General features: G+C 39.8%; 13 protein-coding genes. 5 read left to right on the top strand and 8 right to left on the bottom strand.

All coding sequences use genetic code 11. The features are described from left to right. Nucleotides 1-183 precede the first annotated feature (183 nt). The gene (locus G1O98_RS15370) at nt 184-1,788 is read left to right on the top strand and encodes an ATP-binding protein (RefSeq protein WP_163929593.1); all 1,605 of its coding nucleotides are present in this window, start codon (nt 184-186) and stop codon (nt 1,786-1,788) included. Nucleotides 1,789-1,996: 208 nt separating this feature from the next. On the opposite strand, the gene pbpC is transcribed toward G1O98_RS15370, so the two are convergent. Beyond that, entirely contained in the window at nt 1,997-4,348 is a 2,352-nt protein-coding gene (gene pbpC / locus G1O98_RS15365) for a penicillin-binding protein 1C (protein WP_163929592.1), read from the bottom strand. 499 nt (nt 4,349-4,847) lie between these two features. Here pbpC and G1O98_RS15360 point away from each other — a divergent pair, with 499 nt between their 5' ends. Further along, nucleotides 4,848-10,517: an alpha-2-macroglobulin gene (locus G1O98_RS15360; protein WP_243458449.1), complete on the top strand. Its 5,670-nt coding sequence runs from the start codon at nt 4,848-4,850 to the stop codon at nt 10,515-10,517. A 118-nt stretch (nt 10,518-10,635) separates the two neighbouring features. Here the strand turns inward: G1O98_RS15360 and G1O98_RS15355 are convergent, their stop codons facing one another. Beyond that, nucleotides 10,636-10,896, bottom strand: a complete 261-nt coding sequence (locus G1O98_RS15355; protein WP_163929591.1) for a hypothetical protein — start codon at nt 10,894-10,896, stop codon at nt 10,636-10,638. Between the two features lie 239 nt (nt 10,897-11,135). On the opposite strand from G1O98_RS15355, the gene G1O98_RS15350 reads away from it, so the two are divergent. Beyond that, nucleotides 11,136-11,351, top strand: a complete 216-nt coding sequence (locus tag G1O98_RS15350; RefSeq protein ID WP_163929590.1) for a hypothetical protein — start codon at nt 11,136-11,138, stop codon at nt 11,349-11,351. Here G1O98_RS15350 and G1O98_RS15345 read toward each other — a convergent pair. Both G1O98_RS15345 and cbiE read right to left on the bottom strand, forming a co-directional pair. Next, nucleotides 11,348-13,369, bottom strand: coding sequence for an ATP-binding protein (locus G1O98_RS15345; RefSeq protein WP_163929589.1), 2,022 nt, complete (start codon nt 13,367-13,369; stop codon nt 11,348-11,350). The genes G1O98_RS15350 and G1O98_RS15345 overlap by 4 nt on opposite strands. Before the next feature lie 429 nt (nt 13,370-13,798). Then, nucleotides 13,799-15,007 (bottom strand): precorrin-6y C5,15-methyltransferase (decarboxylating) subunit CbiE, encoded by a 1,209-nt coding sequence (gene cbiE / locus G1O98_RS15340; protein WP_163929588.1) that lies wholly within the window; start codon nt 15,005-15,007, stop codon nt 13,799-13,801. A gap of 105 nt (nt 15,008-15,112) precedes the next feature. Here cbiE and G1O98_RS15335 point away from each other — a divergent pair, with 105 nt between their 5' ends. Continuing rightward, a complete protein-coding gene (locus tag G1O98_RS15335) occupies nt 15,113-15,334 on the top strand; it encodes a hypothetical protein (protein ID WP_163929587.1) in 222 nt (73 codons plus the stop codon). A 397-nt stretch (nt 15,335-15,731) separates the two neighbouring features. On the opposite strand, the gene G1O98_RS15330 is transcribed toward G1O98_RS15335, so the two are convergent. The 4 genes from G1O98_RS15330 to G1O98_RS15315 form a co-directional block, all read right to left on the bottom strand. Beyond that, a complete protein-coding gene (locus tag G1O98_RS15330; protein WP_163929586.1) occupies nt 15,732-16,940 on the bottom strand; it encodes a 4-hydroxy-3-methylbut-2-enyl diphosphate reductase in 1,209 nt (402 codons plus the stop codon). A gap of 131 nt (nt 16,941-17,071) precedes the next feature. Next, the gene (locus G1O98_RS15325) at nt 17,072-17,938 is read right to left on the bottom strand and encodes an SGNH/GDSL hydrolase family protein (protein WP_163929585.1); all 867 of its coding nucleotides are present in this window, start codon (nt 17,936-17,938) and stop codon (nt 17,072-17,074) included. Between the two features lie 164 nt (nt 17,939-18,102). Then, on the bottom strand, nt 18,103-19,548 hold the full coding sequence (locus tag G1O98_RS15320) for an ammonium transporter (RefSeq protein WP_163929584.1): 1,446 nt from the start codon (nt 19,546-19,548) through the stop codon (nt 18,103-18,105). A 566-nt stretch (nt 19,549-20,114) separates the two neighbouring features. After that, nucleotides 20,115-20,438, bottom strand: a complete 324-nt coding sequence (locus G1O98_RS15315) for a YnfA family protein (protein ID WP_163929583.1) — start codon at nt 20,436-20,438, stop codon at nt 20,115-20,117. Between the two features lie 211 nt (nt 20,439-20,649). On the opposite strand from G1O98_RS15315, the gene G1O98_RS15310 reads away from it, so the two are divergent. Beyond that, on the top strand, nt 20,650-25,392 hold the full coding sequence (locus G1O98_RS15310) for a GAF domain-containing protein (protein ID WP_163929582.1): 4,743 nt from the start codon (nt 20,650-20,652) through the stop codon (nt 25,390-25,392). The last annotated feature ends 25 nt before the right edge of the window (nt 25,393-25,417 follow it).

The following is a 25,417-nucleotide window of genomic DNA, read 5'->3' as shown; positions in this document are numbered from 1 at the left end:
AGTTTACATAATTAGCTAGAAAATGATTTTAAATTTTGGTTAATACATCATTTTAATAGTCTATTAATGTTGCCTGGAAAAGTTTTCCCAACTATTTATTCGGTATTAATACTGAAAAAAAGGCTTATAGGAAGTGCTAATTTTAGTTAACACACAATTATGATCTAAAAAAACAATATAAAAATGCGCCTGCCTTACAAACTGAGATTTGTTTCTTCTCAACTAATAACTGTAACAGTCCTGTTGACATTAATCTTGTTTATTCCTCAAATTTGGCTAAACTGGCAAGTATATTATAACTTCAACAGTATTATTAAACATGAATTTAAACTACAAACGCTGAGTGATGAAATTACTTATCTTGATGAAGTATTAACAATGTCAGCCCGGATGAATGCTGCTACAGGAAACTCTATCTGGGAAAAACGATATCGCCAATTTGAGCCTAAACTCGATATTGCTATTAAAGAATCTATCAAACTGGCTCCTAAAGCATATCAAAATGAGGATGCCCAAAAAATTGATGTTGCTAATCAGCTTTTGGTCGCAATGGAATATAAATCTTTTGAGTTAGTTAACAAAAATCAAAAAGAGACAGCACAACTACTACTTTCTAGCCGAGAATATCAAACTCAAAAACACATTTATGCTGAGGGTGTTGCCAAAAGAAATCGTAATATCTTACTTCAGTTACAGCAGAAGGTTGATGAATATTATAAAAGAATATTTTGGGCAGTTTTAGAATCTGTTATAAGTTTAGCACTACTGATTCCAGCATGGCTTTTGGTATTGAATTTATTGCAGCAATACTTAAAAGATAAAAAAAATGCTCAAGCCGCCTTAGAAGAAACAAATTGTAGATTGGAAATGCAAGTGGCGGAGAGAACGGCAAAATTAGAACACAAAAATATTCAACTTGAACAGACACTACAAGAATTACAATACACTCAAGTACAACTTATTCAAACTGAAAAAATGTCCTCATTAGGCCAGTTAGTTGCTGGTGTTGCTCATGAAATCAATAATCCAGTTAATTTTATTCATGGTAATCTGATACATCTTAAAGAATATAGTCAGCAATTACTAACTTTAATTAAGCTGTATAAACAAGATAATTGTAATTACAATCCAGAAATAACTACTCTGATTGATGAGATAGATTTAGAGTTTATTATTGATGATATGCCAAAAATATTATCCTCAATAGAAGTTGGTACTGAGCGCATTTGTGAGATTGTGTTAACTTTGCGGAACTTCTCACGCCTTGATGAAGCAGAAATGAAACCTGTTGATATTCATGAAGGAATTAATAGCACGCTATTAATTTTAGAACATCGCCTTAAAGAAAGTCATAAACAGCAAGAAATTGCAATAATTAAAAATTATGGAAATCTGCCTCTTATTGAATGTTATGCAGGAGGATTAAATCAGGTATTTATGAATATTTTAAGTAATGCTATTGATGCTTTATGTGAACAGCAAGAAGAGTATTTAAAAAAAGATGTTAAAAAACATCTGAATTCTATTATTATCCATACTAAAGTTAAAAATGAAAATTTTGTAATTATTAGTATTAAAGACAATGGGATAGGAATACCAGAGAAAGTTAAGGCTAGATTGTTTGACCCTTTTTTTACTACTAAACCTGTAGGTAAAGGTACTGGCTTAGGATTATCTATTAGTTACCAAATTATAGTAGAGAAGCATAAGGGAAAAATCAACTGCATTTCTGCACCTGGGAAGGGTACAGAATTTGTAATTGAGATTCCCATCAAGCAGATGCAGTAAGTAAATATAAACTCATTTGGAATTTTCTAGGTTTTTAGGGCTAACCCAAGCGTATTAATTTATAGTCATATCTTTGACATAATCTTGCAATGGTTTTGTCAATACGCTCTGCAATAATTCACTCATCAAACCGTTTAACGGAACTAGGCAGGTAATTCCTGCCTTTTTTAATCAATGCCTTGTAGCAAGGTAAGGCATTACTCTTTAATTATGGGCGATTTTCCTTTACCTGATAATTACTGATAGAAAATCCTCGACGAGTAGGTTTAATATTAGCTAATTCCACCTTAAAACTTACCTTATCAGTCATTTCACCGCTTCTCGCTTCCAAATCCCACTTTCCAGGGCGCAAATTCCAAAATAAAGAGTTAGCTGAATTTGTATCTAATTTTTCCCCATTTAGCCACCATTCCACAGGTACAGATTTATTTCCCGCTAGCTTAAATTCGAGTTTTTGCTTCGTTTCTTCACCTGGATAGACTAAAAATAAATCGCCATGATGCGGAGACAAAATTCTCAAATTAGTAGAAACAAGACTCGATTGCTGTTGTTTTGCCAACCACTCGTTATACTCTGGTGGTAAGTTAAATTGGTTGTCACCTTCGTAGGCAATTTTATCTTCTGGATAGAAATATTCTTGCACCACTGAAGTACAATCTGGTGTTGGTCGTAATCCCGAAATTGCACAAATAGGTAATTGCACTAAACCTTCTGGAGGCGGAAAAGCTGCTGGTTCTTGATGTTCGTGCAGGTGTAGCATAATCCGATTCCACAAGGGTGCAGCGCCTGTCACACCTGAAACTTGTCGCATCGGTTCACCGTTGAAATTGCCTACCCAAGTAGCGACGGTGTAATCGGTAGTGAAGCCAACTGTCCAAGTATCACGAAAATTGGAAGAAGTGCCAGTTTTAACAGCAACAGGAAAGGGTAAATTTAACACAGAGTTTACACCAAATGCTGTTGCACGAGCATGATTATCACTGAGGATATTAGTAATTAATTGCCATATCGTCGTTGAATTTTGGATGTTACATCGCATATTTGGTGTGCTTTCAGCGCAACTTGGATTTTGAATTGGAGAATCAGAAAATGTGCTGACTATTGGGATAGACTCTCCAAGTCGTGCCATAGTAACGTAAGCACGGGCTAATTCCCATAAACTGACTTCGCCGCTACCGAGAGTTAACCCTAAACCGTAATGTTCTGGGGTTTGATTGAGATTTTCAAACCCCAGTTGATGCAATCGTTCTAAAAAAGTCTCCACACCTACTTTTTCTAACACCCTTACTGCGGGTACATTCAACGAATTTGCTAAGGCGATTCGCACCCGCACAGGGCCAAGAAAGCGTTCGGTGTAATCGGTTGGGCTATAAAGTCTCGCACCAGGAATTGCATAACGGGCGGGGACATCTGCCAAAATGGTATTTGGGCGAATTAAACCTTTTTCTAAAGCTAATTCATAGACAAAAGGCTTGAGGGTAGAACCAGGTTGACGTAGCGCTTGCACTCCATCATTGCGTCCTAGTTTTGCTTGATTAAAGTAATCAGGTGAACCGACATAAGCCAAAACTTCACCAGTGTGGTTGTCAATCACCAATGCAGCGGCATCATGGACATTGTTAGCCGCTAGGGAAGAAATTACCTGCTGCACCTGTGCTTCCACAAACTGCTGTAAAGGGCGATTTATAGTTGTGCGAATAACGGATTTATCCACCCGGTCTTGCTTTTCAAGGGCGGGCATTTGATTCGCTAACCAAAATAAAAAGTGTGGTGCGGCGATAATTCCCCGTGGACGAGATTGAAACACAACTTTTTCGGTTTGTGTTCGGTCTGCGATCGCACCACTTATATATTTTTCCTCTACCATACGATTAAGGACGTATTTTTGTCGCTGCTTTAACCGTTCCCAATGTTCGTAAGGGTTAAAGTATGTGGGATTATTGGGGATAGCGGCCAACAAGCTGGCTTGAGCAAGATTTAACTCACTCGCTGGGATAGAAAAATAAGTCTGTGCGGCTGCTTCTACACCATATATATTCCCGCCCATTGGTAGCCGATTAATATATGCAGAAAGAATTTCATCTTTATTCATCCCTGCTGTTAACCGCCAAGATAGCCAAATCTCTTGCAGTTTACCAGAAAAGCTGCGGGGGACGGGATCTAACATCCGCGATAATTGCATAGTAATAGTGGAAGCGCCGGAAACAATTCGTTTCGCGTGGATGGCCTCTTTGCTGGCGCGGATAACAGCTTTCATATCCAACGCGCCGTGATGGTAAAAGCTGCCATCCTCGGCGGCTAAAATAGCATGGATAAACTGGGGCGAAACCTGACTTAGTGCGACTACTGATGTATGTTCTTGGTCACGGGTGAGTAATGTTCCTAATGGTAAACCATTGCGATCGCTAAATTGCATTGCCAACTGATTTTGAGCAATGTCTGCGGCCCGAACGGGTGCAAAATACGGTAATAAGCGTATAAGCAGGCAGATTACCAGCACAGCCAAGATAAATTTGCTACTGTGCTTAATTTGGAGTAGCGATCGTAAAATTAGTTTCATCAGGGAATCCCTGTCAAGAAAACCTACTTTAATTTTGACGCAGCAATTACATCGATATCAGTAAATATGTCAAATCCTTAATAATTTATTTGAAATCACTTAGTAGATGTAAATTAATATTTGCAGAAGTTAAATACTGATTCATAGTTAAGAATTGTAGTAATTTATAGGAACAATCACACAGGATTAGTTATCTATGTAAATAAACATAGTTAAATCCAAACCCTAGGTAAAAAATAGTCATATAGCATCCTTTATTTGTCTTGGCATTGCCAACTCAATAAGGCGTGTAAAATTTTGTTCGCTATAACTTGTGATTTTTTTATTTTGAATTACTAAAAATATGATTATCAGATTTTTACTCCGTTTGCACTATAAAATTGTCTATTTCTTCCTTAGCGTCCTTGGCGTTCTTGGCGGTTCGTTAAAAAAAATTAGCCGTTCCCCACGCCAGAAGAGAAAGATACAGTTTCTTCTTCTCTTTACATTCATGCTAGCAATGACAGGGTGTAATTTTTTTGGTATCAACTCAAGTAAAGAACAACTCCCAGCAGTATCCTCACTTACACCACCAAAATTACCAGACTGGATTGAACAAATTAGTCCTATTGGCGATGCAAAACCTCTCAACCAAATTCGCATCCGTTTTAAAGAAGCTTTAATTCCAGTTGAAAATCTTGATAGTCCAGAACAACAGAAAATATTAGAAAAATTTGCCCTTTGGCCGCCTTTACCCGGCCAATTTCGCTTTTTAACACCGCGTATGGTAGGTTTTCAAGCTGAGAAAGCATTGCCAATAGCGACAAGATTTCAAGTCACTCTCAAAGCAGGTTTAGCTGATTTAAAAAATCATCGCTTAGATAAAGATTTACCTTGGACTTTCAATACCGAATCTATCAACCTGACTAATTTACCCGGTGTCAATCCCATTGAGAAGGCTGATATTGAACCCATTGATTTACAACCAAAGCTACAGTTTACTTCTAACGTAGAATTAAATTTAGCTTCTGTACAAGAAAAATTACAGTTAATTCCTGAAGGAAAAAATAAGGGTGTAGGCTTCAAAGTCGAATTAAATAAAGAAGAAAAACTAGTAAAAAATGAAGAAGATCCTTTAGAAAAATTTGACCCTTCAGCCCGCAATTGGATTTATAATCTCATTCCACAGCAAAACCTCGAAAAGGCAACTCCTTATCGCCTAGTCTTTTCTCCCGGAATACGTCCTGCTTATGGCAATCTCTCTACAGAGAAAGAATTTGCCAGTAAGTTAGTAACTTATTCACCTTTAGCATTCCAGAAAATCAACTTTTACGGACAGCCAGATTCAGGTGGAACTTTTGGACGATTTATTAAAGGCAGTCCCCAGCTAGAATTTAATAATGTCTTACTGCCAGATTCAGCCAAAGAAAGTATCACCATTAATCCAGCACCAAAAGACATTTCGAGAATCATCCAAATAAATGATGAAGATAAAATTGTTGGTATCAATCCTTATGCGCTAGAACCAGCTAAAAATTATACAATCACTATCGACGGAAATCTCAAAGATAAGTTTGGTCAGACTTTAGGTAAACCCATCACGCTTAAATATGATACTGGAGATTTAGCCGGGGATATCTGGGTGCCATCAGATTTGAATATTTTCCCCACAGATAAAAATTTACAGCTAAATATTACTACCGGAAATCTTCCAGAATCTAAATATAAAGCAGCTTATCGAGCAGTTAAACCGACAGATTTAGTTTATTTTAATAATAGTAGTGATTTATTACCACAACCTTCTGATTGGCAAAGCTTTAAGGTATCGGGTAAGAAGAATGAATCAGTCGATATTGCTGTTCCTCTGCGGGAAAAAATAAGTGCAGCTACAGGAATGTTAGCTTATGGAGTGCAAGCCCGTACTAATAAATATCAGGAGAATGGTAAAGAACTGTGGCGAGAACCTACCACTTATGGCATGGTTGAATTGACGAATTTGGGCGTATTTACTCAGTGGTTCCCTGATTCAGGCTTAATTCGCGTCAATCATTTGACAGATGGTTCGCCAGTTCAAGCGGCGGCTGTGGAAATTTATCAATCAAAATTACAAGCAAAATCTCGCCCAGAACCAGTACCTTGTGCAACTGGTAAAACTGATGAAAATGGAATTTTTAGAATTGTTCGTGAAGAATTACAGCAATGTTATTCTGGGAATGAAAGTTCTAGTAAATCACCACAATTATTAGTAATTGCCCGTGAAAGCCAAGATTGGGCATTCGCTAGAACTGAAGAATATAGCGGTGTTTATGGTTACGGCATTGATGCAGGTTGGCAAGATAGTAAGCCAGAATCACGCGGGGTAATTTTCTCAGACAGACAGTTATATCAACCAGGTGAAAAAGCTTGGTTTACTGGTTTTGCTGGCTTCTTGCAAAATGGCACAATTCAACAAGATAAAAATGCCGTTTACCAATTAACTTTAGTAAATCCTGATGGGCAAAAGACCAACTTAGGTACGCAAACTACAAACGAATTTGGTACATTTGCTCTGGAATTGCCAATCAAAACTACCCAGCGCTTAGGCTACCATACAATCCAGGCTAAGGGTAAGAATGGACAAGAACTTTCTGGGGAATTTCGAGTGGCTGAGTTTAAGCCACCAAATTTTAAAGTCGAACTTAACTTAGATAAAGAATTTGCTTACATTGACGATAAAGTTAATATTAATGCTACCAGTAATTATTTATTTGGTGCGCCTGTAGAAGGTGGAGAAGCAAAATACTTTATTACTCGTCAACAGGCTAATTTTATTCCCAAAGGTTGGGACGAATTTACTTTTGGTCGGCAGTGGTTATGGCCAGAAGAATCTCCTAGTGTCTCTAGTGATGTGTTGCAAAATAATACCCAACTAGATGCTAATGGTAAAAGTAGTCAAACGGTTAGTGTGGCTAAAGATTTGCCATATCCCATGACTTACCAAGTAGATGTACAAGTTGCAGATGTTTCTAATCTGTCTGTAGCGAATTCCAAAACTTTTACAGCCTTACCAAGCAATCGTCTAATTGGGTTAAAAACTAATTTTATTACTAATGCTGGTAAGGCTTTTCCTATTGATGTAGTTGTTACTGACCCTACAGGAAAACCGATAACAGGTCAACGAGTGCTACTGGAATTACAAGAGATTAAATATAGCAGTGTCACTCAATTAGTTGAAGGTAGCCGAACGGCAAAAAATCAAGTTGAATATAAAACAGTCGGACAAGCAGAAATTACATCTGCTAGCAATCCCCAATCGGTAAGTTTGACAGCACCGGAATCTGGTTCATACCGGATTAGAGTGAATTTTAGTGATGCAAAATCCGAATTAAGCGCCACAGATTTACAAATTTGGGCAACTGGACAAAACCCAGTATTTTGGGGTTCGAAAGAAAAAGATGTCTTAGAACTTAAATTAGATAAACAAGAGTTTAAACCTGGTGAAACTGCTACTGTACTAATTCAATCTCCTTATCCAGATGCAGAATTGTACTTTGCGGTGATTAAAGACAAACCCCTTTATCAACAAATTACCAAAGTTCAAGGAAGCGCACCACAAATTCAGTTTCAAGTTACACCAGAAATGCTGCCAAATGCAGCCATTGAAGCTGTATTAGTAAGGCAAGGTAAACCCATTAGCCAAGTGGAAGTAGGAACTTTAGATAACTTGGTGAAGATTGGTTTTACACCTTTTAAAGTTAACTTAGAAGATAAGTATTTAAAACTGCAAGTTAAACCAGTGCAAGCATCATTAGAACCTGGTGCAGAAGAAACAGTACAACTAGAACTGAAGGATAATCAAGGTAATCCCACCAAAGGACAGTTTACAGTCATGGTGGTAAATGAAGCGGTGTTACAACTTTCTGGTTATCGTCCGCCAGATTTGGTGGATACAGTTTATGCAGAACAGACAATATCTACCCGCTTTAACGATAATCGCGCGGATGTTATATTACAACCGCAAGATGTAGCTAAACCGAAAGGTTGGGGTTATGGTGGTGGTTTCTCAACTGGTGCAGCTAATACTCGCACTCGCACCGATTTTAAAGCCTTAGCTTACTACAACGCTTCTGTTCTTACCGATGCAAATGGTAATGCACAGATAACTTTTAAACTCCCGGATGACTTAACTACATGGCGAGTAATGGCTGTCGCTACCGATGGAAATCTGCGTTTCGGGAATGGGGACGCGACGTTTATCACCACCAAGCCACTGCTAACTAATGCCATCTTGCCACAATTTGCACGTCCAGGCGATCGCATTCTCGCTGGTTTATCCGTCACCAACAACACCGGGAATACAGGAAATCTCTCAATTAATGGCGAACTTAGCGGCAATGTGAAGTTTGCTGACAAAAACCCCACAACTACTGCTTTGCAAACCAAAACCGAATCTGCAACTCACGCTTATCGTTTTCCAATGCTGGCGGATAGCGTCGGAGTTGCTAAGGTTCGCTTTACCACTCAGCTAAATGGTACAGCCGCAGATGCTTTTGAAGTACCTTTGGAAATTAAGCCAATTGAAATTACCGAACAAGTCGTTGAAACTGGTGTCACCGAAAAACAGGTGAAAATTCCCCTGAATGTTGATAAAAATACCTTCCCTGATGCAGGAGGTTTAGATATTCAGTTAGCGAGTACTTTGATACCGGAGATGCAAGCACCAGCAAAGCAGGTTTTAAAAGATAATGATTTGCCGTTTACAGAACCTGCTGCAAGTCAATTAATGATTGCGGCCAATTTGCAAACTATCACCCAAAAATATGGTCAAACTTTTGCAGAATTTAATCCTAGCCAACAAGCTAATTTAGCAATCGAACAATTACAAAAACTCCAAATAGCCGATGGTGGTTTTGCTGCTTTCCCCGGACAGGAAAAATCCGACCCTTGGGTTTCTGCTTATGCAGGTGAATCTTTGGCTAAAGCCAGTCAGGTGTTCCCTAATTTAGTTGACTCTGGAATGCTGTCTCGCCTCAAAGCTTATTTGCAAAAAGTTCTAGCGAATCCTGGAGAATATGATTTTTGCAAACAATTACTCTGTAAAAGGCAACTGCAAATTAATGCTTTAATCGCCCTAGGAGATTTAGGAGATAAACGCAACACTTTTCTCGCAGATATTTACGAACAGCATAATAATTTTGATTTAGTAACTCAAATTAAACTAGCGCGATATTTATCTCAATTCCCAGAATGGCAAGATGAATCTCAACAATTAGTAAACAAGCTGCAACAGAATATCTATGAAACTGGCCGCACAGCAGTTGTGAGTTTACCCAGCAGTTGGGGATGGATGAGTTCATCTACAACGACGCAAGCGCAAGCTTTACGCTTATTTATTGCCAAGAAAAGTAAACCCGAAGTTATAGATAAGTTATTCCAAAGCCTTCTCGCACTGCGCCGGGACGGCACATGGCAAACTAACTATAATAATGCCCAAGCACTAACAGCTTTGGTAGATTATAGTCAACTGCAACCCACACCGCCGAATTTTGTTGCCACTGTGCAATTAGCTGGTAATAAGTTAGGAGAAAATCGCTTTGAAGGTTACAAAAATCCTAGCTTACAACTAATTGTGCCGATGAATCTATTACCTCGTGGTCGTAATGATTTAACGCTGCAAAAAGCAGGTAATGGCACTTTACACTATCTGGTTGCTTATAATTATCGCTTGCAAGGAAATCAACCAGGCAGATTTAACGGTTTACGCATAACGCGAGAACTTAGTCAAGTAAATGAAGAGAAAGTTTTACAAAAAACGGGGATTTACGCTTTCGATAAACCCTTGACTTTAGCTTCTGGACAGGTGTTTGATATTGGTTTAGAAATCATCGCCGATCGCCCCGTGGATCATATAGTAATTAAAGATCCGCTACCAGCAGGTTTTGAGGCGGTGGATGCAAGTTTTCAAACTACCACGGCTGCATTACAAGCAAAAGCCGATAATTGGGAACTTGGCTTTAGAAATATCTACCGCGATCGCATTATCGCCTATGCTGACCACCTGGAACCAGGAGTTTATAGCCTGCATTACTTAGTCCGTTCTGTCACCCCTGGGACATTTTCCTGGCCTGGTGCAGAAGTTCACCTGCAATATGCACCAGAAGAATTTGGGCGTACTGCTGAGTCTACATTGATATTGGAGGATGCGAAGTAGTAAGTATGAGAATGCCTAGGCGTAGCTCAACCTAGGCACAACTTTTACTGCAATTAAGTACAATCAAATGTCGTCCTTATTTACTAGATACTAACATTTGCTTGGAATGGGATTAATTTCAGGATTTCTCTGAGGGTTCCTCATCAATGAACAATGCTTTTTTACTGCGCTTCAATTGTTTCCAAAGTGCTTTAATTTGTTTGTAAGCATCTTCTGGCCCAAGCTTTCCAGATGTTTCTAGATTGGTAATGTAGCCAACTTTTTGAGCAAATTCTTGAAGGTTGGCATTAAATACTAAATTCTCTGGCTTAACTTGACCGTAATAGCGACTACGAGGGTAAAGAAATTTGTTTTTGTCGTCAAGATTAGTCTCGTCCATTATTTCACCCCCAATAAGTGACTTTTACCAACGATAATCACAACAAAGATGGCTTCAATGAAGAAATTGCCGCGATTATTGTGAACGATGAGCCAGTCTAAAAGGGAACACAATATCAAGTATACAGCAACTAGCTATTTATTAGCTGTGATGATAATAAGACTTTTGAATCATGCACATTAAGCTTAGACTATACCAGTTTCTGGTAATAATGTTGCAAGATTGAGTGGTTCTAAGCTTTGTATGTCCTCTGGATTAGCCTACAGCAAGCCGCTTCTAGGATTGAAGTTGCTCACGAAATATATAGGCGTAAACTAAATTCCCCAGTGTTAACCAGGGGAATTCTGTTAGGGCGATGTCCATTTCGTACCACCATTTGCCCAATCATCGCTGCAATAACTCCAGCACACCGGAAGAACATCGGTAGTTATACAAGAGATACAGCCCAACTTTAAGGTAAAGAGTCAATTGATGTTATTCCTGACTGCTGAAAATTCTGAATAGGAATTTCAATTTGAAATTCAGTTCCCTTACCTAATGCAGAGATACAATTTAGTTTTCCCTGGTGCTTTTCGACAATAATCTGATGACTGATTGATAAACCTAAACCAGTTCCTTGACCAACAGGTTTAGTAGTGAAAAAAGGATTAAAAATTTGTTCCTGAATCTCTGACTTCATACCAGGTCCATTATCTTTGATACTAATTAAAAGCCTCTCGTTGTCTACAACTAAAGTTTTTATTTGAATAGTTGGTATCTTATTTGCAGACTGCCAATATTGCATATTATCCTTTAAGGCATAAATTGCATTATTGATAATATTCATAAAAACCTGATTTAATTGGTTGGCATAGCAACTAATCTTAGGCATCTGACCATAATCTTTAACTATCTGAATATCAGGTAATTTATTTGGTAGTGTCAACTGATGATTTAGAATCATCAATGTATTATCTATGCCTTCATGAATATCTACAGATTTTATTTTTGCTTCATCTAGTCGTGAGAAGTTGCGTAAGCCCAGAACAATATCTGTAATTCGCTCACTACCTGTACTCATAGATGCCATTAACTTAGGTAAATCGTCACACAAGTACTCTAGCTCGATAGATTTTATTTTGGCTTCTATGGTGGGATTTATTTGGGGATACTGCTCTTGAAAAACTGCAATTAAATTTAGTAAATCATTGATATACTGATTTGCATATCTGAGATTACCAGCAATAAAACTCACTGGATTGTTAATCTCATGGGCAATCCCTGCTACCATTTGTCCTAGACTTGACATTTTTTCACTATGAACCAGTTGAGCTTGTGTTTTTTGTAAATCCAGCAAAGCCTTTCTTAATTCAGATGTTCGTTCTAAAACCTTTCGTTCTAACTCATTGTTAGCCTTTTGTAACGCTGCTGCTGCTCTGTAGGTTTCTGTAGCAATACTGGCAATATGGGTGGCAGTTTTCAGAATTTCTAGATGATGCTGAGTCGGATGACAAGGAAATTTATGAGATATAGCAAATGTCCCTAAAACTTCACCAGTTTGCGAAGTAAAAGGTGATGACCAACAAGCTCTAATGTTATAACTCAAAGCGAAATCTCGGAAATCAGCCCATAAAGGATCATTAGCAATATCAGTAGCAAATACTGAATCTCCTCTATAAGCAGCAGTACCACAAGAACCGCAACATTCACCAATCATCAAACCATCAACACCCTTAGCAAATTCTTCTGGGAGAGTAGGTGCTGCTCCGCCCCGTAACTGCCGCTTCTCTTCATCTACAACTAAAATGGAGCAATATGCTCCAGGTAATTGTTGCTCTAGTAAGATACAAAGGTTATTAAAAATTTCATATAGGTTGACTCCAAACGCAACTTGTTCTAAAACTTGGCTTTGGGTGTAAACTAACGCTTCTGAACGCTTGCGTTCAATCGCTGTTGCTAAAATATGGGTTATAGATTGTAAAAAATGAACATCATCTGAAGAAAAAGTTCTGGACTCAGTAGCATAGACTTCTAGCAAACCTAAAGGCTTACTCTCACCTGGAATTAGCACACTCAAACCAGTAACGCTATCTGGAGGAGAGGGAATAGTTAAATCATCGATCTGACAATTGGGTGCGTTACAATTAACAATTAGCTGAGTATTATCCAAGAATTTTTGTACTTGCTGATTAGTTGTGACATTAATATCAGCAGAGTCTGTTTCTAAAGGTTTCTCCCCAACGCTAGCTACTTGACGCAAAGCAGTACTATCTGAAAGTACTTGCCAGATTCTACTGTATTTAACATTGAGTATTTGAGCTACTAAACTAACTGTATCTTGGAACAAATACGATAATTCCAGTCCTGACAGTGCTTTTTGTCCAAGTGTATTCACTGCGGATTGATAGCTGAAATTCATCGATGAATGATCAAAATCATGCCAGTTATTGTTTGACTGAGTTGTTTTGCTTGATGCCTGTAAATTTAAGTTCATAAACGAATATATTATTTGTTCTGCGTATCTAATAGTTCCCTAAAAAACTTAGAATCTCCATCTAATTTTCAAAACTTTAAGATAATAGAATATTTATAAATCAAAGATAAAGTAGGTTAAGCACATCTAAAATAATATTGACAAAAGTATTGGCTCATGTATAAAAACAATAATCAGATTTAGCGTTTGATAAGCGGTTCCACATTTAAATTGCATATACTGGGCGGGCAAAATGCCCACCCCACAAGAGCTATATTTAATTCGATTATGCAAATTAGATGTTTTTTAGCTTATGATGTCCGGTTAATTACTTTTGATATGGTTATTGCTTTTGCCCTTGGCGTATCTTCTCTGCAATAAGAAGGGTACAAAACAAAGTAAGCAGTTAAAGATTTAGCTGGCACATTTTCAGATGCTGCACAAATCAAATTATTTTATAACTACCCATTGCGTGACAGGTGCCATTGCCCGCCAGCCCAAAAATTTTCCAATAGGTTCCGCCCGTTGAATAGCAACACGAGTTAAATCGCCACCGACTTGTTTATGCCATTGAAATAAAGTTTGCTCACCCTCTACCGTCACCACATTTGCCACCAAACGCCCACCGGGCCGCAATGCTTCCCAACACACATCAAAAAGTCCCATTGCTGTCACTCCACCACCAATAAAAATGGCATCTGGTGCTGGCAAATTTTTCAGGGCATGGGGCGCTTTCCCTTCAATGATTTGCAGATTTGGAGTACCAAGAGTGGCGGCATTATCGGCAATATAGAGTAGTCTAGATAAATTTTGCTCGATCGCGATCGCTCGACACCGAGCATTACTCCGCATCCATTCGATGGAAATTGAGCCACAACCCGCGCCAACATCCCATAACAACGCTCCCGGTGTGGGAGCCAAAGCTGCTAGAGTGATTGCCCTAACTTCACGCTTTGTTAACTGTCCATCGTGGTGGTAGGCGTTATCTGGCAATCCTGGTAATCTTGGTAAAGGAATAACCCCAGCATCAGCAATACAATAAACTGCGATCGCATTCAAAGCCGCAATTTCAGTCTCACTCCAAGATGCAGCTGTGCCTTCTATAATTCTTTCATGATTGCCGCCCATACGCTCCAAGACGGTAATTTTGCTGCCACCATAGCCGCGATTTGTCAAAATTTTCGCAACAATGGCGGGCGTGTCCTTCCCTTCGCTCAAAATCAATAGTCGCGCTTTTTGGTAAATGTAAGACTGGAGTAGGGAGGATGGACGACCATTCAAACTTAAGGTTTCTACCTCAGTTAAAGACCATCCCACCCTGGCACAGGCGAGGCTAAAGGCTGAAGGTGCGGGGATAATCGTCATTTCAGAAATGGGAATTCGCCGCATCAAGGTGACACCAATGCCGTAACACATCGGATCGCCGCTTGCGAGTACGCAGATTGACTGACCCCGACGCTGGATGATTTCTTCTACAGATACGCTAATGGGAGATGTCCAGACTAGTTTGTCACGTTGGTCATCTGTAGGCAGCATTGCCAAATGGCGATCGCCTCCGACGATTACTTTAGCTTGATCGACTAGAGAACGAGCGATCGCGCTTAACCCCTGTAACCCATCTTCTCCAATGCCGACGATAGAAAGCCATTTCTGTGTCATGTTAATTCATGATTAATAACTAAGATTTGACGCTAATTCTAATTCTGAATTATTGCGTCAATTTTGGTAGGATATAGTTCATAGTGCTGGATTGAGGATAGCAAGATGAACTCACTCCCAGAAATAGAAGCTGCTATTATGCAATTGTCTGAAGGTGAAATGCGGGATTTATCAAACTGGCTTCAAGAATATCTCAATGATGCCTGGGACAAGCAAATTGAAGTAGATGCAAAATCTGGTAAATTGGATCAGTTAATCCAGCATGCAAAGGCAGATATTGAAGCTAATCAGGTAAAACCGTTAGATGAAATCCTTAACAACCCCTGATTTTTGGCGCTCTTATGCTGTACTTTCACCTGAAGCTTAAGAGCAAGCTAGAAAGGCGTATCGTCTTTGGATTAATAATCAATTTTATCCGTCTTTACATTTCAAAAAAGTTGGAAATGATTTGTGGTCAGTCAGGATTAGTGGTGGATATCGCGCACTAGCAATTAAGAACGGCGAGGATTATTACTGGATCTGGATTGGTTCACATGATGAGTATGAGGCACTGATTGAATAAGAATATTGCTGCCTTCATTTTTCACAAATTTTTTAAATAGTGAACAGTAAACATTAGTACTTTGTCAAGCTAGTTTTGAGGGTTTGTAGTAAGGACTTTAGTCCTGATTTTTCAGCACTAAAGTCTTGACTACGAACTTTCTTCCTTGATAAGTAATCACTGTTAAACCAGTGCGGCTGTTGCTTTCACAGCAAAAATCTTCTCAATCACATCTTCTACTACCTTATCTGGTGTAGAAGCACCAGAAGTGATTCCCACAACAATTTCTCCATCTGGCAACCAGTTTTCTGTAGTTATTAACTGCCCATTTAATTGCCGATGTTCTATGGAATCTCCTGATTGAATCCGCTCAACAGTATCAATGTGATAAGAAGGTATTCCTCGCTCAAAAGCAATTTGTTGCAATTGAGTAGTATTCGATGAATTAAACCCACCAATTACTACCATCAAATCTAATTTATGTTCCACCAATTCCAACATTGCATCTTGCCGTTCTTGGGTAGCATCACAGATAGTATTGAAGCTTTGGAAATGCTGATTTAACTCTATGGGGCCATACTTCTGCAACATAGTCCGCTCAAAAAGCTTCCCGATTTGCTCAGTTTCATCTTTAAGCATCGTAGTTTGGTTAGCAATGCCAACTCTTTCTAAATCACGATCGGGGTCAAATCCTGTTGAACAAGCTTTAGCAAATTTTGTCAGAAATTCTTCACGATTCCCACCATTGAGAATATAGTCAGCAACATATTGTGCTTCTTGTAAATTCAACACAATCAAATATTTGCCAGCAAAGGAACTAGTAGCGACTGTTTCTTCGTGCTTATATTTACCGTGAATTATTGATGTATAATCTATTTTTTTGTGCTTTTCTACTGTATTCCAAACTTTAGATACCCAAGGACAAGTTGTATCAACAATTTTGCAGCCTTTCTCGTGAAGGATCTGCATTTCTTGAACGCTAGCCCCAAAAGCGGGTAGTATCACTACATCACCAGTGCCAACAACAGAAAAGTCTTTATTCTTTCCTTCAATAGGGATGAATTCTACTTCCATCTCCTGCATTCGCTGATTTACAGAAGGGTTGTGGATAATCTCGTTAGTAATCCAGATGTGTTCTGTGGGAAAATGCTGACGAGTTTCGTAGGCCATGGCCACAGCCCGTTCTACACCCCAGCAAAAACCAAAGGCTTGTGCTAGCCGGATGGTAACATCACCCCGTTGCAGGATGTAATTGCGATCGCGAATTTCTTGAATCAAGTTACTCTGATATTCAGATTGCAACTGGGTGGCAACTTCTGCTTGATGACCAAAACCCTTGCGATTGTAATTTTCTGAATGTTGCAGACTGCGCTTAAAAGCTTTTGTATCCATTAGATTTGTCTACTTCAACCACTATTTTTTATTTTCTCGTGCCCAGACGAGATTTATACACAGTTGTATTCAAAAATATTATCAGAGAGGGGGAAAGGGAAAAGGATAAGATGTAAAAGGATTTAAGACCTTTACCCTTTACCCTTTAACCTTTTCCCCTCTTCTTCTTGCTGGGATTTTAATTCGATTTCGCTATAAATCTGCAATGCAGAACGCCAAACTATATACCCTTCGGGACTTAAATGTAAGCCATCAGTAGTAAATTCGCGGCGTAGATTTCCTTGCTTGTTAGTAAACAGGGGATATAAATCAAGATATTTGACACCTTTTTTGCTAGATATGCTTTGCAGTTGCTGATTCAACCCCTGAATGCGACTATTGGCAACAGCCAGAAGTTTATCTCGTCCTTTCCAGGTTGCTTCCTCTGCCCCATGTGGCAAAATCGATTGCACAACAATTTGCGCGGTGGGATGCCTCTTTCGGAGGTAATTGATAATTTGCCGCTGATTATCTAAAATTTCCTCGTTGCTCACCCCCCGAATTAGGTCATTAATGCCAATCATCACAAAAATGACTTCTGGTTTGCTGCGGTCAAATATTTTCAACCTGTTTAAGAGTCCATTACTGGTTTCGCCAGAAATCCCTTGATTGAGCCAAGTTTTACCTTCGGGTAATAACTCAGGGGGAAACCATAAACTCAGAGAATCTCCCGCCAGGATAGTTAAATGCGGAGGAAGTTGGTCAGCAGCGACCTTGGCTTCTTGCTTGAGAATTTCTACCCACTCCTGATAAGTGAGTTGATGACGGCGACCCAAATCAGGTGTAGCAATTTGGGTTGAGTTGTTCAGGTTAATTTGTTCTGGGGATGTTACTATCCCAAAAAAAGCGGCCAATTTCTGCTGTTGCCAAATTAGCAGAATGACCGCCAACATTAGGATGCCGTTGGTTAACAGCGAGAAAAATGCCCAGATAGGAAAGGTTTTTGCAGAAGTAGACACGACTAGCGAAATTTACCAATTATTTGAATCAAATTTTAACGCTAGCGGTCGCAAATTACACAATCTTAAATTCGGGAGTGGGGAATGGGAGGCAGGGGGCAGGGAGCAGAGGGAGCAAAGGGGAAATAACTAATGCCCAATTCCCAATTCCCATTTCCTACTAACTAAGTCGGACGATCGCCAAACTCGGAATTGTAACCTTCTTCGCCGTGTTCGTTGATATCCATACCTTGCAATTCTGCTTCTTCTTTAACACGCAGTCCAACTGTAGCATCGATAACCTTGAGAATAATCCACGTACCAACACCTGCGATCGCGTAAGCAATGGCAATTGCTATTAGTTCAACTCCCAATTCACCAAAATTACCACGCAGCACTCCGTCTTTACCTCCGCCGTTGACTTGAGTCGTGGCAAAGATGGCTGTTAAAATTGCCCCCACTGTACCACCAACGCCATGTACCGGATAGGTATCTAAAGCATCGTCAATTTGCAGCTTGTGCTTGAAACTTACAGCATAGAAGCAAACAAAGGCGGTAATGAAACCAATTAAAATCGCTGATAGGGGTGTCACAAATCCGGCGGCGGGAGTGATACCTACTAAACCAGCAACGGCTCCTGTAGCTGCTCCCACGGCTGTGGGTTTACCCCGTAAAACTGCTTCCAAAATTAGCCACATTAAAGTCGCTGCCGCCGCCGACGTATTGGTGGCAACAAAGGCTGTTGTTGCTAAATTTGTTGTTAAGTCCCCAGAAGTTCCACTAGCAACAGTTAGGGCACTCCCAGCGTTGAAACCGAACCAACCAAACCATAGCAAGCCAGCACCCAGCAAGATGAAAGGAACGTTGTGCGGCGGACTAAGGCGATCAGGATGGGTTTTCCGAGGGCCAAGAACGATCGCTGCTACCAGAGCAGAAATACCAGAACTAATATGAACTACTGTGCCACCTGCAAAGTCTAGGGCACCTAATCCACCATATAAACCCAAGAATCCACCTTTCGCCCATACCATGTGGGCTAGGGGGGCGTAAACGAAGGTTGACCACAGCAGTACAAACAGCGAATAGGCGCGGAAACTCATCCGCTCAACGAGCGCCCCAGAAATTAAAGCTGGGGTGATAATGGCAAACATGGCTTGATAAATCGTGAATGCCTGGTGGGGAATCGTTCCGGCATAAGAGACTACATCAGCATATTTGGGGTCTGCTGCTTTGAGCGCATCTTCATAAGGCAGGTGCGGCAAGTAGCCTTGAGTCTCTAAACCGACACCGTTCAACCCAAACCATTGCAATCCACCGATGAAAGGCAACCCTGGTGCGAAAGAAAGACTATAACCCCAGAGAATCCAGGTAACTCCCACGATCGCCATCAAGACAAAGCTCATCATCAATGTGTTTAGGATATTGCGCGATCGCACAAATCCACCATAGAAGAATGCCAATCCTGGTGTCATTAACAGCACGAGTGCTGCTGAAATCAGCATAAATGCCGTATCTCCAGTATCAGCAGCTGGTGGAGCAGCAGCTGGTGTTTGGGCAAAAGCATTGCCCATTAGCGGCCCTGCCAAAAACAGTAGGGTCATAGCCCCAATCATCACAATTTTCTTCAACACTTCTTTTTCTTCCTAAGCACCAACGATTTGTATCCTTAACTACATTTGATTACTTTTAGCTACACATTTTTGTCTTAAAAGTTACTTAACTTTAATTTTGTGGAAATGTTAACAAAAATATAATCCGGATTGTAGTTGCCAAAATGGAAACAAGAGTGTAACCATGCAATGATTGCATCTTTTTGTGCAGGATAGCATTTTATGCAAGCGCTACAAAACTCCAAATTTTTAGTTACTTACTGTTACAAAACAAGATACTTGTAAAAATTGATAATAATTATCAATTTTTAGAAAATTTGTACAAATTTATCATGAATTCTCTTTATCTCTACGCATTTACGCGGGAGTATACAGATTCTTGCTTATCTTCGGCTGGTTATTAAAAAACCTTGGCGATTTTTGGTCAGCTTATTATGTGTTTAGGGGATTCCAGCAAAAGAAACATCCCATCTCCAGATAGCACAGATGTGCTATCCAAACAAATGTATAAATAATTTTGGATAATTTATTTTTTGTCAGTCTCTGAAAAGCGGGTATTAAAAAATTTATTAATCTAGAAGTTCTACTTAAGATCTGGGTGCAAACATGATAATGAGAACACTCACTAAAGCTAAACATGCTCCTATGAGGTCGTAGCGGTCTGGAATTACACCGTCTACCTTCCAACCCCAAAACATTGCTATTGCGATAAACACACCACCGTAAGCAGCATACACTCTGCCAAAATTTGCCGATTGAAGAGTTGCAATAATCCCATAGAAAGCTAAAGCAATTCCCCCCAATATGCCCCACCAGAACGGCTTACCTTCTCGCAACCACAACCAGATTAGGTAGCCTCCTCCAATTTCAAATAAACCAGCCCACAAAAAATACAGTAGAGACTTAATCATTTGACAAATTTATGCATCAGCTAGAACTCAGTGAAATTACGCTAACGCTTTTAACTAAACTATTGTCATTAATTGAAGTAAGTTTATTGACCTGGGCATTGGCATTGGATATTAGGTATTGGGCATGGTGGGCAATCTCCTTGTCTCCCCTTTAATCTCCCTCATTTCCCTGCTTCTTCCCCAGCCCCCAAAATGTAGATAAGGCTTAAGGATGAAAGCACCATTACCTAATAACGAAATACAGAGAATCGAGACACTTTTGGAGTATAAAATTCTCGACACACCATCTGAAGCTGCCTTTGATGACCTCACCCGTTTAGCCTCGTATATTTGTCAGACTCCTATTGCCTTAATTAGCTTAATTGATACAAATCGCCAGTGGTTCAAGTCAAAAGTCGGTTTAGATCCCCTAGAAACACATCGAGATTTTGCATTCTGTAGCCATGCTATTTTACAGCCTGACGTTTTTGTTGTGCCTGATGCAAGAGATGACGAAAGGTTTGCCACCAACCCACTGGTTACATCTGACCCAAATATTAGATTTTATGCTGGTGTACCTCTGACTAACCCTGAAGGATATGCTCTAGGAACTCTGTGTGTGATTGATTACGTACAACGAGAACTTACTCCAGATCAGATAGAGGCATTACGAGCATTAGGCCGTCAAGTCATCAAGCAACTGGAATTGCGCCGAAATTTAGCAAGTTTGGTACTTGTTACCAAGAAAAACAAACAGACACAGAAGGTAAGCAAACAGTTTTTTAAAAAGATTGCAGCAGGTTTTGGTGTCGCGTCGGTAATTTTAGTTTTGATTGGTGTAGTTTCCTATCAAAATACAACAGTATCTATTAATAATCGCAGTATATTAAAAAATACTTCTCAAAAAATCAACAGTTTAAAAGAACTACTGTCTCAAATAAAGGATGCGGAGACTAGGCAACGTAGTTACATTATTACTGGAAAACCAATTTATCTAAAACCCTATCAAGAATCACTTACCAATGCCGAGCAAGAAATTGCCAAACTCAAGAATTTAAGCACAGATCAACCAAACCAGATTGCAACGCTTGAAGTTCTAATTGCAGATAAACTTACTGAACTAAAGCAGACTATCAACTTACGCCAAAAAAATGGAGCAGAGGCGGCATTGCAGGTAGTACTGACAAATAAAAGTCAAAATCTCATGGATGATATCGGCAAGGAGATCAATGAGATAGAGAACGAGGAAAGGGAGCGGCATCAGCAACTTTCACAAACAGCAAAAGCTTGGACTCGTAAAACAACTGTGACAATTGCGATCGCTATTTGCCTAAGTTTTATCGTTCTTGCTGTAGTCTACTACTTCATATATCGTGAGGTAACAGAGCGCAAAAGGACAGAAGAAACCTTAAATCAAGAACGCAATTTTATCTCAGCAGTTCTTGATACAGCCAGTGCATTAGTAATAGTTCTCGATTCTCAAGGGCAAATCGTTCGTTTCAATCAAGCTTGTGAGCAAATAACAGGTTACTCCTTCGATGAGGTGAGGGGTAGGTATTTTTGGAACTTATTCTTACTTCCTGAAGAAGTAGAGTCAGTCAAAGCAGTTTTTGAGCAATTGCTAACTGGTAGAGGCTTTTTGGAGCATGAGAACCATTGGGTAATGAAGGATGGTAGTCGCCGACTGATTGCCTGGTCGAATACCTTCTTAAAAGACTATGAAGGATTGGTGGAATACATTGTTGGCACTGGCACTGACATCACCGATGTCTCCGACGAGCTTCGCTTACGCAAACGAGTACAACAGCATTTAACTGCACAATATGCTGCAACCCGCGTTTTAGCAGAGTCTACCACAATCAACGAGGCTAACCCCCGAATCTTACAAGGAATCTGCGAGAGTTTAGGATGGGATTTAGGTGAAATTTGGATGGTCGATCAGCAAGCAAATGTGCTGCGTTTTCTTTCCATCTGGCATAAAGCATCCCTTGAAGTGCAAGAATTTGAAGCACTGAAGCGGCAAACCACTTTTATAGAAGGAATTGGACTACCTGGGCGTGTTTGGGCTAGTTCTGAAGCTGTTTGGCTTACTGATATCGTCACGGATCTGAATTTTCCTTATTTTAAAATCGCGGCTCAAGTAGGGCTACACGCAGCTTTCGGTTTTCCAATTCGGACTGGTAACAAAATTCTGGGCGTGATTACCTGCTTCAATCGTGAAATCAAACCTCATGACCAAGATTTAGTCAACACGATGAATTCTATTGGTGAGCAAGTGGGGCAATTTATTCAGCGTAAGCGGGCTGAAGAGGAATTACAACGCCAAAACTTGCGATCGCAACTTTTTACCGAAATCACCCTCAAAATTCGCCAGTCTTTGCAAATCGAAGAAATTCTCGAAATCACTGTCAAGGAAGTGCAAAAGATTCTCCAAACTGACCGAGTTTTAATCTATCAGCTTTTACCAGATGAGTCTGCAACCTCCGTTGTTGAAGCAGTAATTTCTGGCTTACCAGAAATCAAAGAGCAAAATATCACCGCCCCTTACTTACGAGCAGAATACCTGCAACAGTACTATCTACAAAAGTACCGTCAAGGAGAGATTTTAGGACTGGCTGAGTTAGATTTACTCGAAGTCCAACAAAGTGACCTGAAATTAATCCAACAGTTTGGGGTCAAAGTCAACTTTGTTGTACCTATTTTGGTCAAAGAAGAACTTCGCGGTTTGCTCATAGTCCATCAGTGTGATGATTCTCACCAATGGTCTAGTTTTGAAACTCATCTCTTGCGGCAAATAGCCGACCAAGTAGGCATTGCTTTAGCCCAAGCTCAACTTTTAAAAGCAGAAACTCGTCAGCGAGAAGAACTTGAAATTGCCCGTCACCAAGCGGAATTAGCTTCTCAGACTAAAAGTGCTTTTTTGGCAAATATGAGTCATGAAATTCGCACTCCCATGAATGCTGTCTTGGGGATGACCAGTTTGGTTTTAGATACTCCCTTAAATCCAGAACAACGAGATTTTATTGAAACAATTCGGATTAGTGGAGATGCCCTTTTAAGTTTAATCAATGAGATTTTGGATCTTTCCAAACTTGAGGCTGGAGAAATGGCTCTCGAAACTCTAGATTTTAACCTATCCACTTGTGTTGAAGAAGTGGTAGAGTTATTGGCTCCATCAGCCCATAGTAAGGGATTAGAAATTGCTGCACTACTTTATAGCAACGTCCCTACCCACCTCAAAGGCGATGTTAGTAGGTTACGGCAAATTCTGATGAACCTAATTAGTAACGCTATCAAGTTCACTAACGTTGGTGAAGTCGTAGTGCAAATAGAATTGCGATCGCCTTTGACAAAGCCATCCCTTTCCTCCACAACAGCCACCATCTATTTTGCCATTACAGATACAGGTCTTGGCATTAGCCCTGAAGACCAACACAAAATCTTTACGCCATTTACCCAAGTGGATGCTTCTACCACTCGCAAGTATGGTGGTACCGGTTTAGGATTAGCCATCTGCAAACAACTGGTGACTTTGATGGGAGGAGTCATTGGCGTGGAAAGTCAGAGGGGGAAAGGATCTAAGTTTTGGTTTGAGGTGTCTTTTGCCAAACAACTTGAACCTGTTTTGCCAAACTCCGATAGCTTCTTGCCTGCGACACGTTACACGAAGGTCAAGAACGAAGGCAGATTTTTGAACAATCGCCGCTTGTTAGTGGTAGATAGTAATGCTACTAATTGCAAAATTATCTATCATCAAGCTACCAGTTGGGGAATGCAGGTAGATCAAGCTGACAGTATTGCTGCTGCACTCATTGCTATTCAGGAAGCTTGTGAGCGTGGTAATTCTTATGATGTCGTCTTGGTTGATATGCAAATGGCTCAAACTTCTGGCATAACTTTAGAAGAACAAATTAAAGCTAATTCTGCAATTGCTAAGATACCTTTGATTATACTCACCTCTATTAATCAACGCACCCAATTGCAACGAGCGCTCAAAATAAGATTTGCTGCTTATTTAATCAAACCTGTTAAGCCGTCTCGACTCCTTGATACCATTATGACTATTCTAAAAACTCAGCCTCAACCAGAAGAAGGGTCTAAAGGAAGAAGGCTAGAGGCTACCAAAAAAATCTCAAGTACAGAAACTTCCAGCATTCTTACTTCCTCTGCCCATAACTCCTCTACTCAATTCCAGTTAAGAATTCTCTTAGCTGAAGATAATTTGGTGAATCAAAAAGTTGCCCTGAAGCAACTTCAGAGTTTAGGCTACAAAGCCGATGTTGCTGCCAATGGAGAGGAAGTTTTGCAGCTATTAGAAAAAATTCCTTATGATTTGATTCTAATGGATTGCCAAATGCCAATTCTTGACGGTTTAGAAACCACAAAAGAAATTCATCGTTGGCAAGAAAACGCTTTTATTCTGCGTCGTCGTCCTGTGGTGATTGCGATGACGGCTAATGCCATGAAAGAAGACCAACAAATGTGTCTCAATGCAGGAATGGATGACTATCTGAGTAAGCCAGTGTTTAAAGAAAAATTGGCTGCCACTCTAGAGCATTGGACAGGCGTTATCCTCTCAAAACAAGAGCCAGTTGTTGAAGAACAGACAGTTTCCACCACAAACAACGACACAATTAACCTAGCAATTGATTGGGAACACTTGCATCGGATATCGGAAAATGATGGAGAATTTGAATTAAATCTATTGCAAATATACCTTAAAGATGTTGAACCCCGTTTAGAGACCATCATTGCAGCGATCGCATCTGATGACTTTAGGCAAATTGCGCGAGAAGCTCATCACCTTAAAGGTGCTAGTGCCAATGTTGGAGCCACAGCTATGTATCTAGCAGCTGACAAACTAGAAAAGTTAGCTTACGAGCAAGAGCTTAGAGATGCTACTAACTTAGTTTTAGAGTTAAAAGAATTTGTCAACTCTATGCAAGACTTTTTAACAAGAAAGTGTTCAGTCTGAATTCTGTATGAGTAGCCGATAAATA

It is taken from the genome of Nostoc sp. UIC 10630 (genome assembly GCF_010747425.1).
Classification (GTDB): Bacteria; Cyanobacteriota; Cyanobacteriia; order Cyanobacteriales; family Nostocaceae; genus Nostoc.
The sequence above is the reverse complement of the archived record's forward strand: the minus strand, read 5'-3'. Positions and strand labels throughout refer to the sequence as shown.

Excerpts from the sequence above, each read along its gene's own strand:
- G1O98_RS15370 (WP_163929593.1), top strand. The coding sequence starts at position 184 with ATGCGCCTGCCTTACAAACTGAGATTTGTTTCTTCTCAACTAATAACT.
- pbpC (WP_163929592.1), bottom strand. The coding sequence starts at position 4,348 with ATGAAACTAATTTTACGATCGCTACTCCAAATTAAGCACAGTAGCAAA.
- G1O98_RS15360 (WP_243458449.1), top strand. The coding sequence starts at position 4,848 with ATGACAGGGTGTAATTTTTTTGGTATCAACTCAAGTAAAGAACAACTC.
- G1O98_RS15355 (WP_163929591.1), bottom strand. The coding sequence starts at position 10,896 with ATGGACGAGACTAATCTTGACGACAAAAACAAATTTCTTTACCCTCGT.
- G1O98_RS15345 (WP_163929589.1), bottom strand. The coding sequence starts at position 13,369 with ATGAACTTAAATTTACAGGCATCAAGCAAAACAACTCAGTCAAACAAT.
- cbiE (WP_163929588.1), bottom strand. The coding sequence starts at position 15,007 with ATGACACAGAAATGGCTTTCTATCGTCGGCATTGGAGAAGATGGGTTA.
- G1O98_RS15335 (WP_163929587.1), top strand. The coding sequence starts at position 15,113 with ATGAACTCACTCCCAGAAATAGAAGCTGCTATTATGCAATTGTCTGAA.
- G1O98_RS15330 (WP_163929586.1), bottom strand. The coding sequence starts at position 16,940 with ATGGATACAAAAGCTTTTAAGCGCAGTCTGCAACATTCAGAAAATTAC.
- G1O98_RS15315 (WP_163929583.1), bottom strand. The coding sequence starts at position 20,438 with ATGATTAAGTCTCTACTGTATTTTTTGTGGGCTGGTTTATTTGAAATT.
- G1O98_RS15310 (WP_163929582.1), top strand. The coding sequence starts at position 20,650 with ATGAAAGCACCATTACCTAATAACGAAATACAGAGAATCGAGACACTT.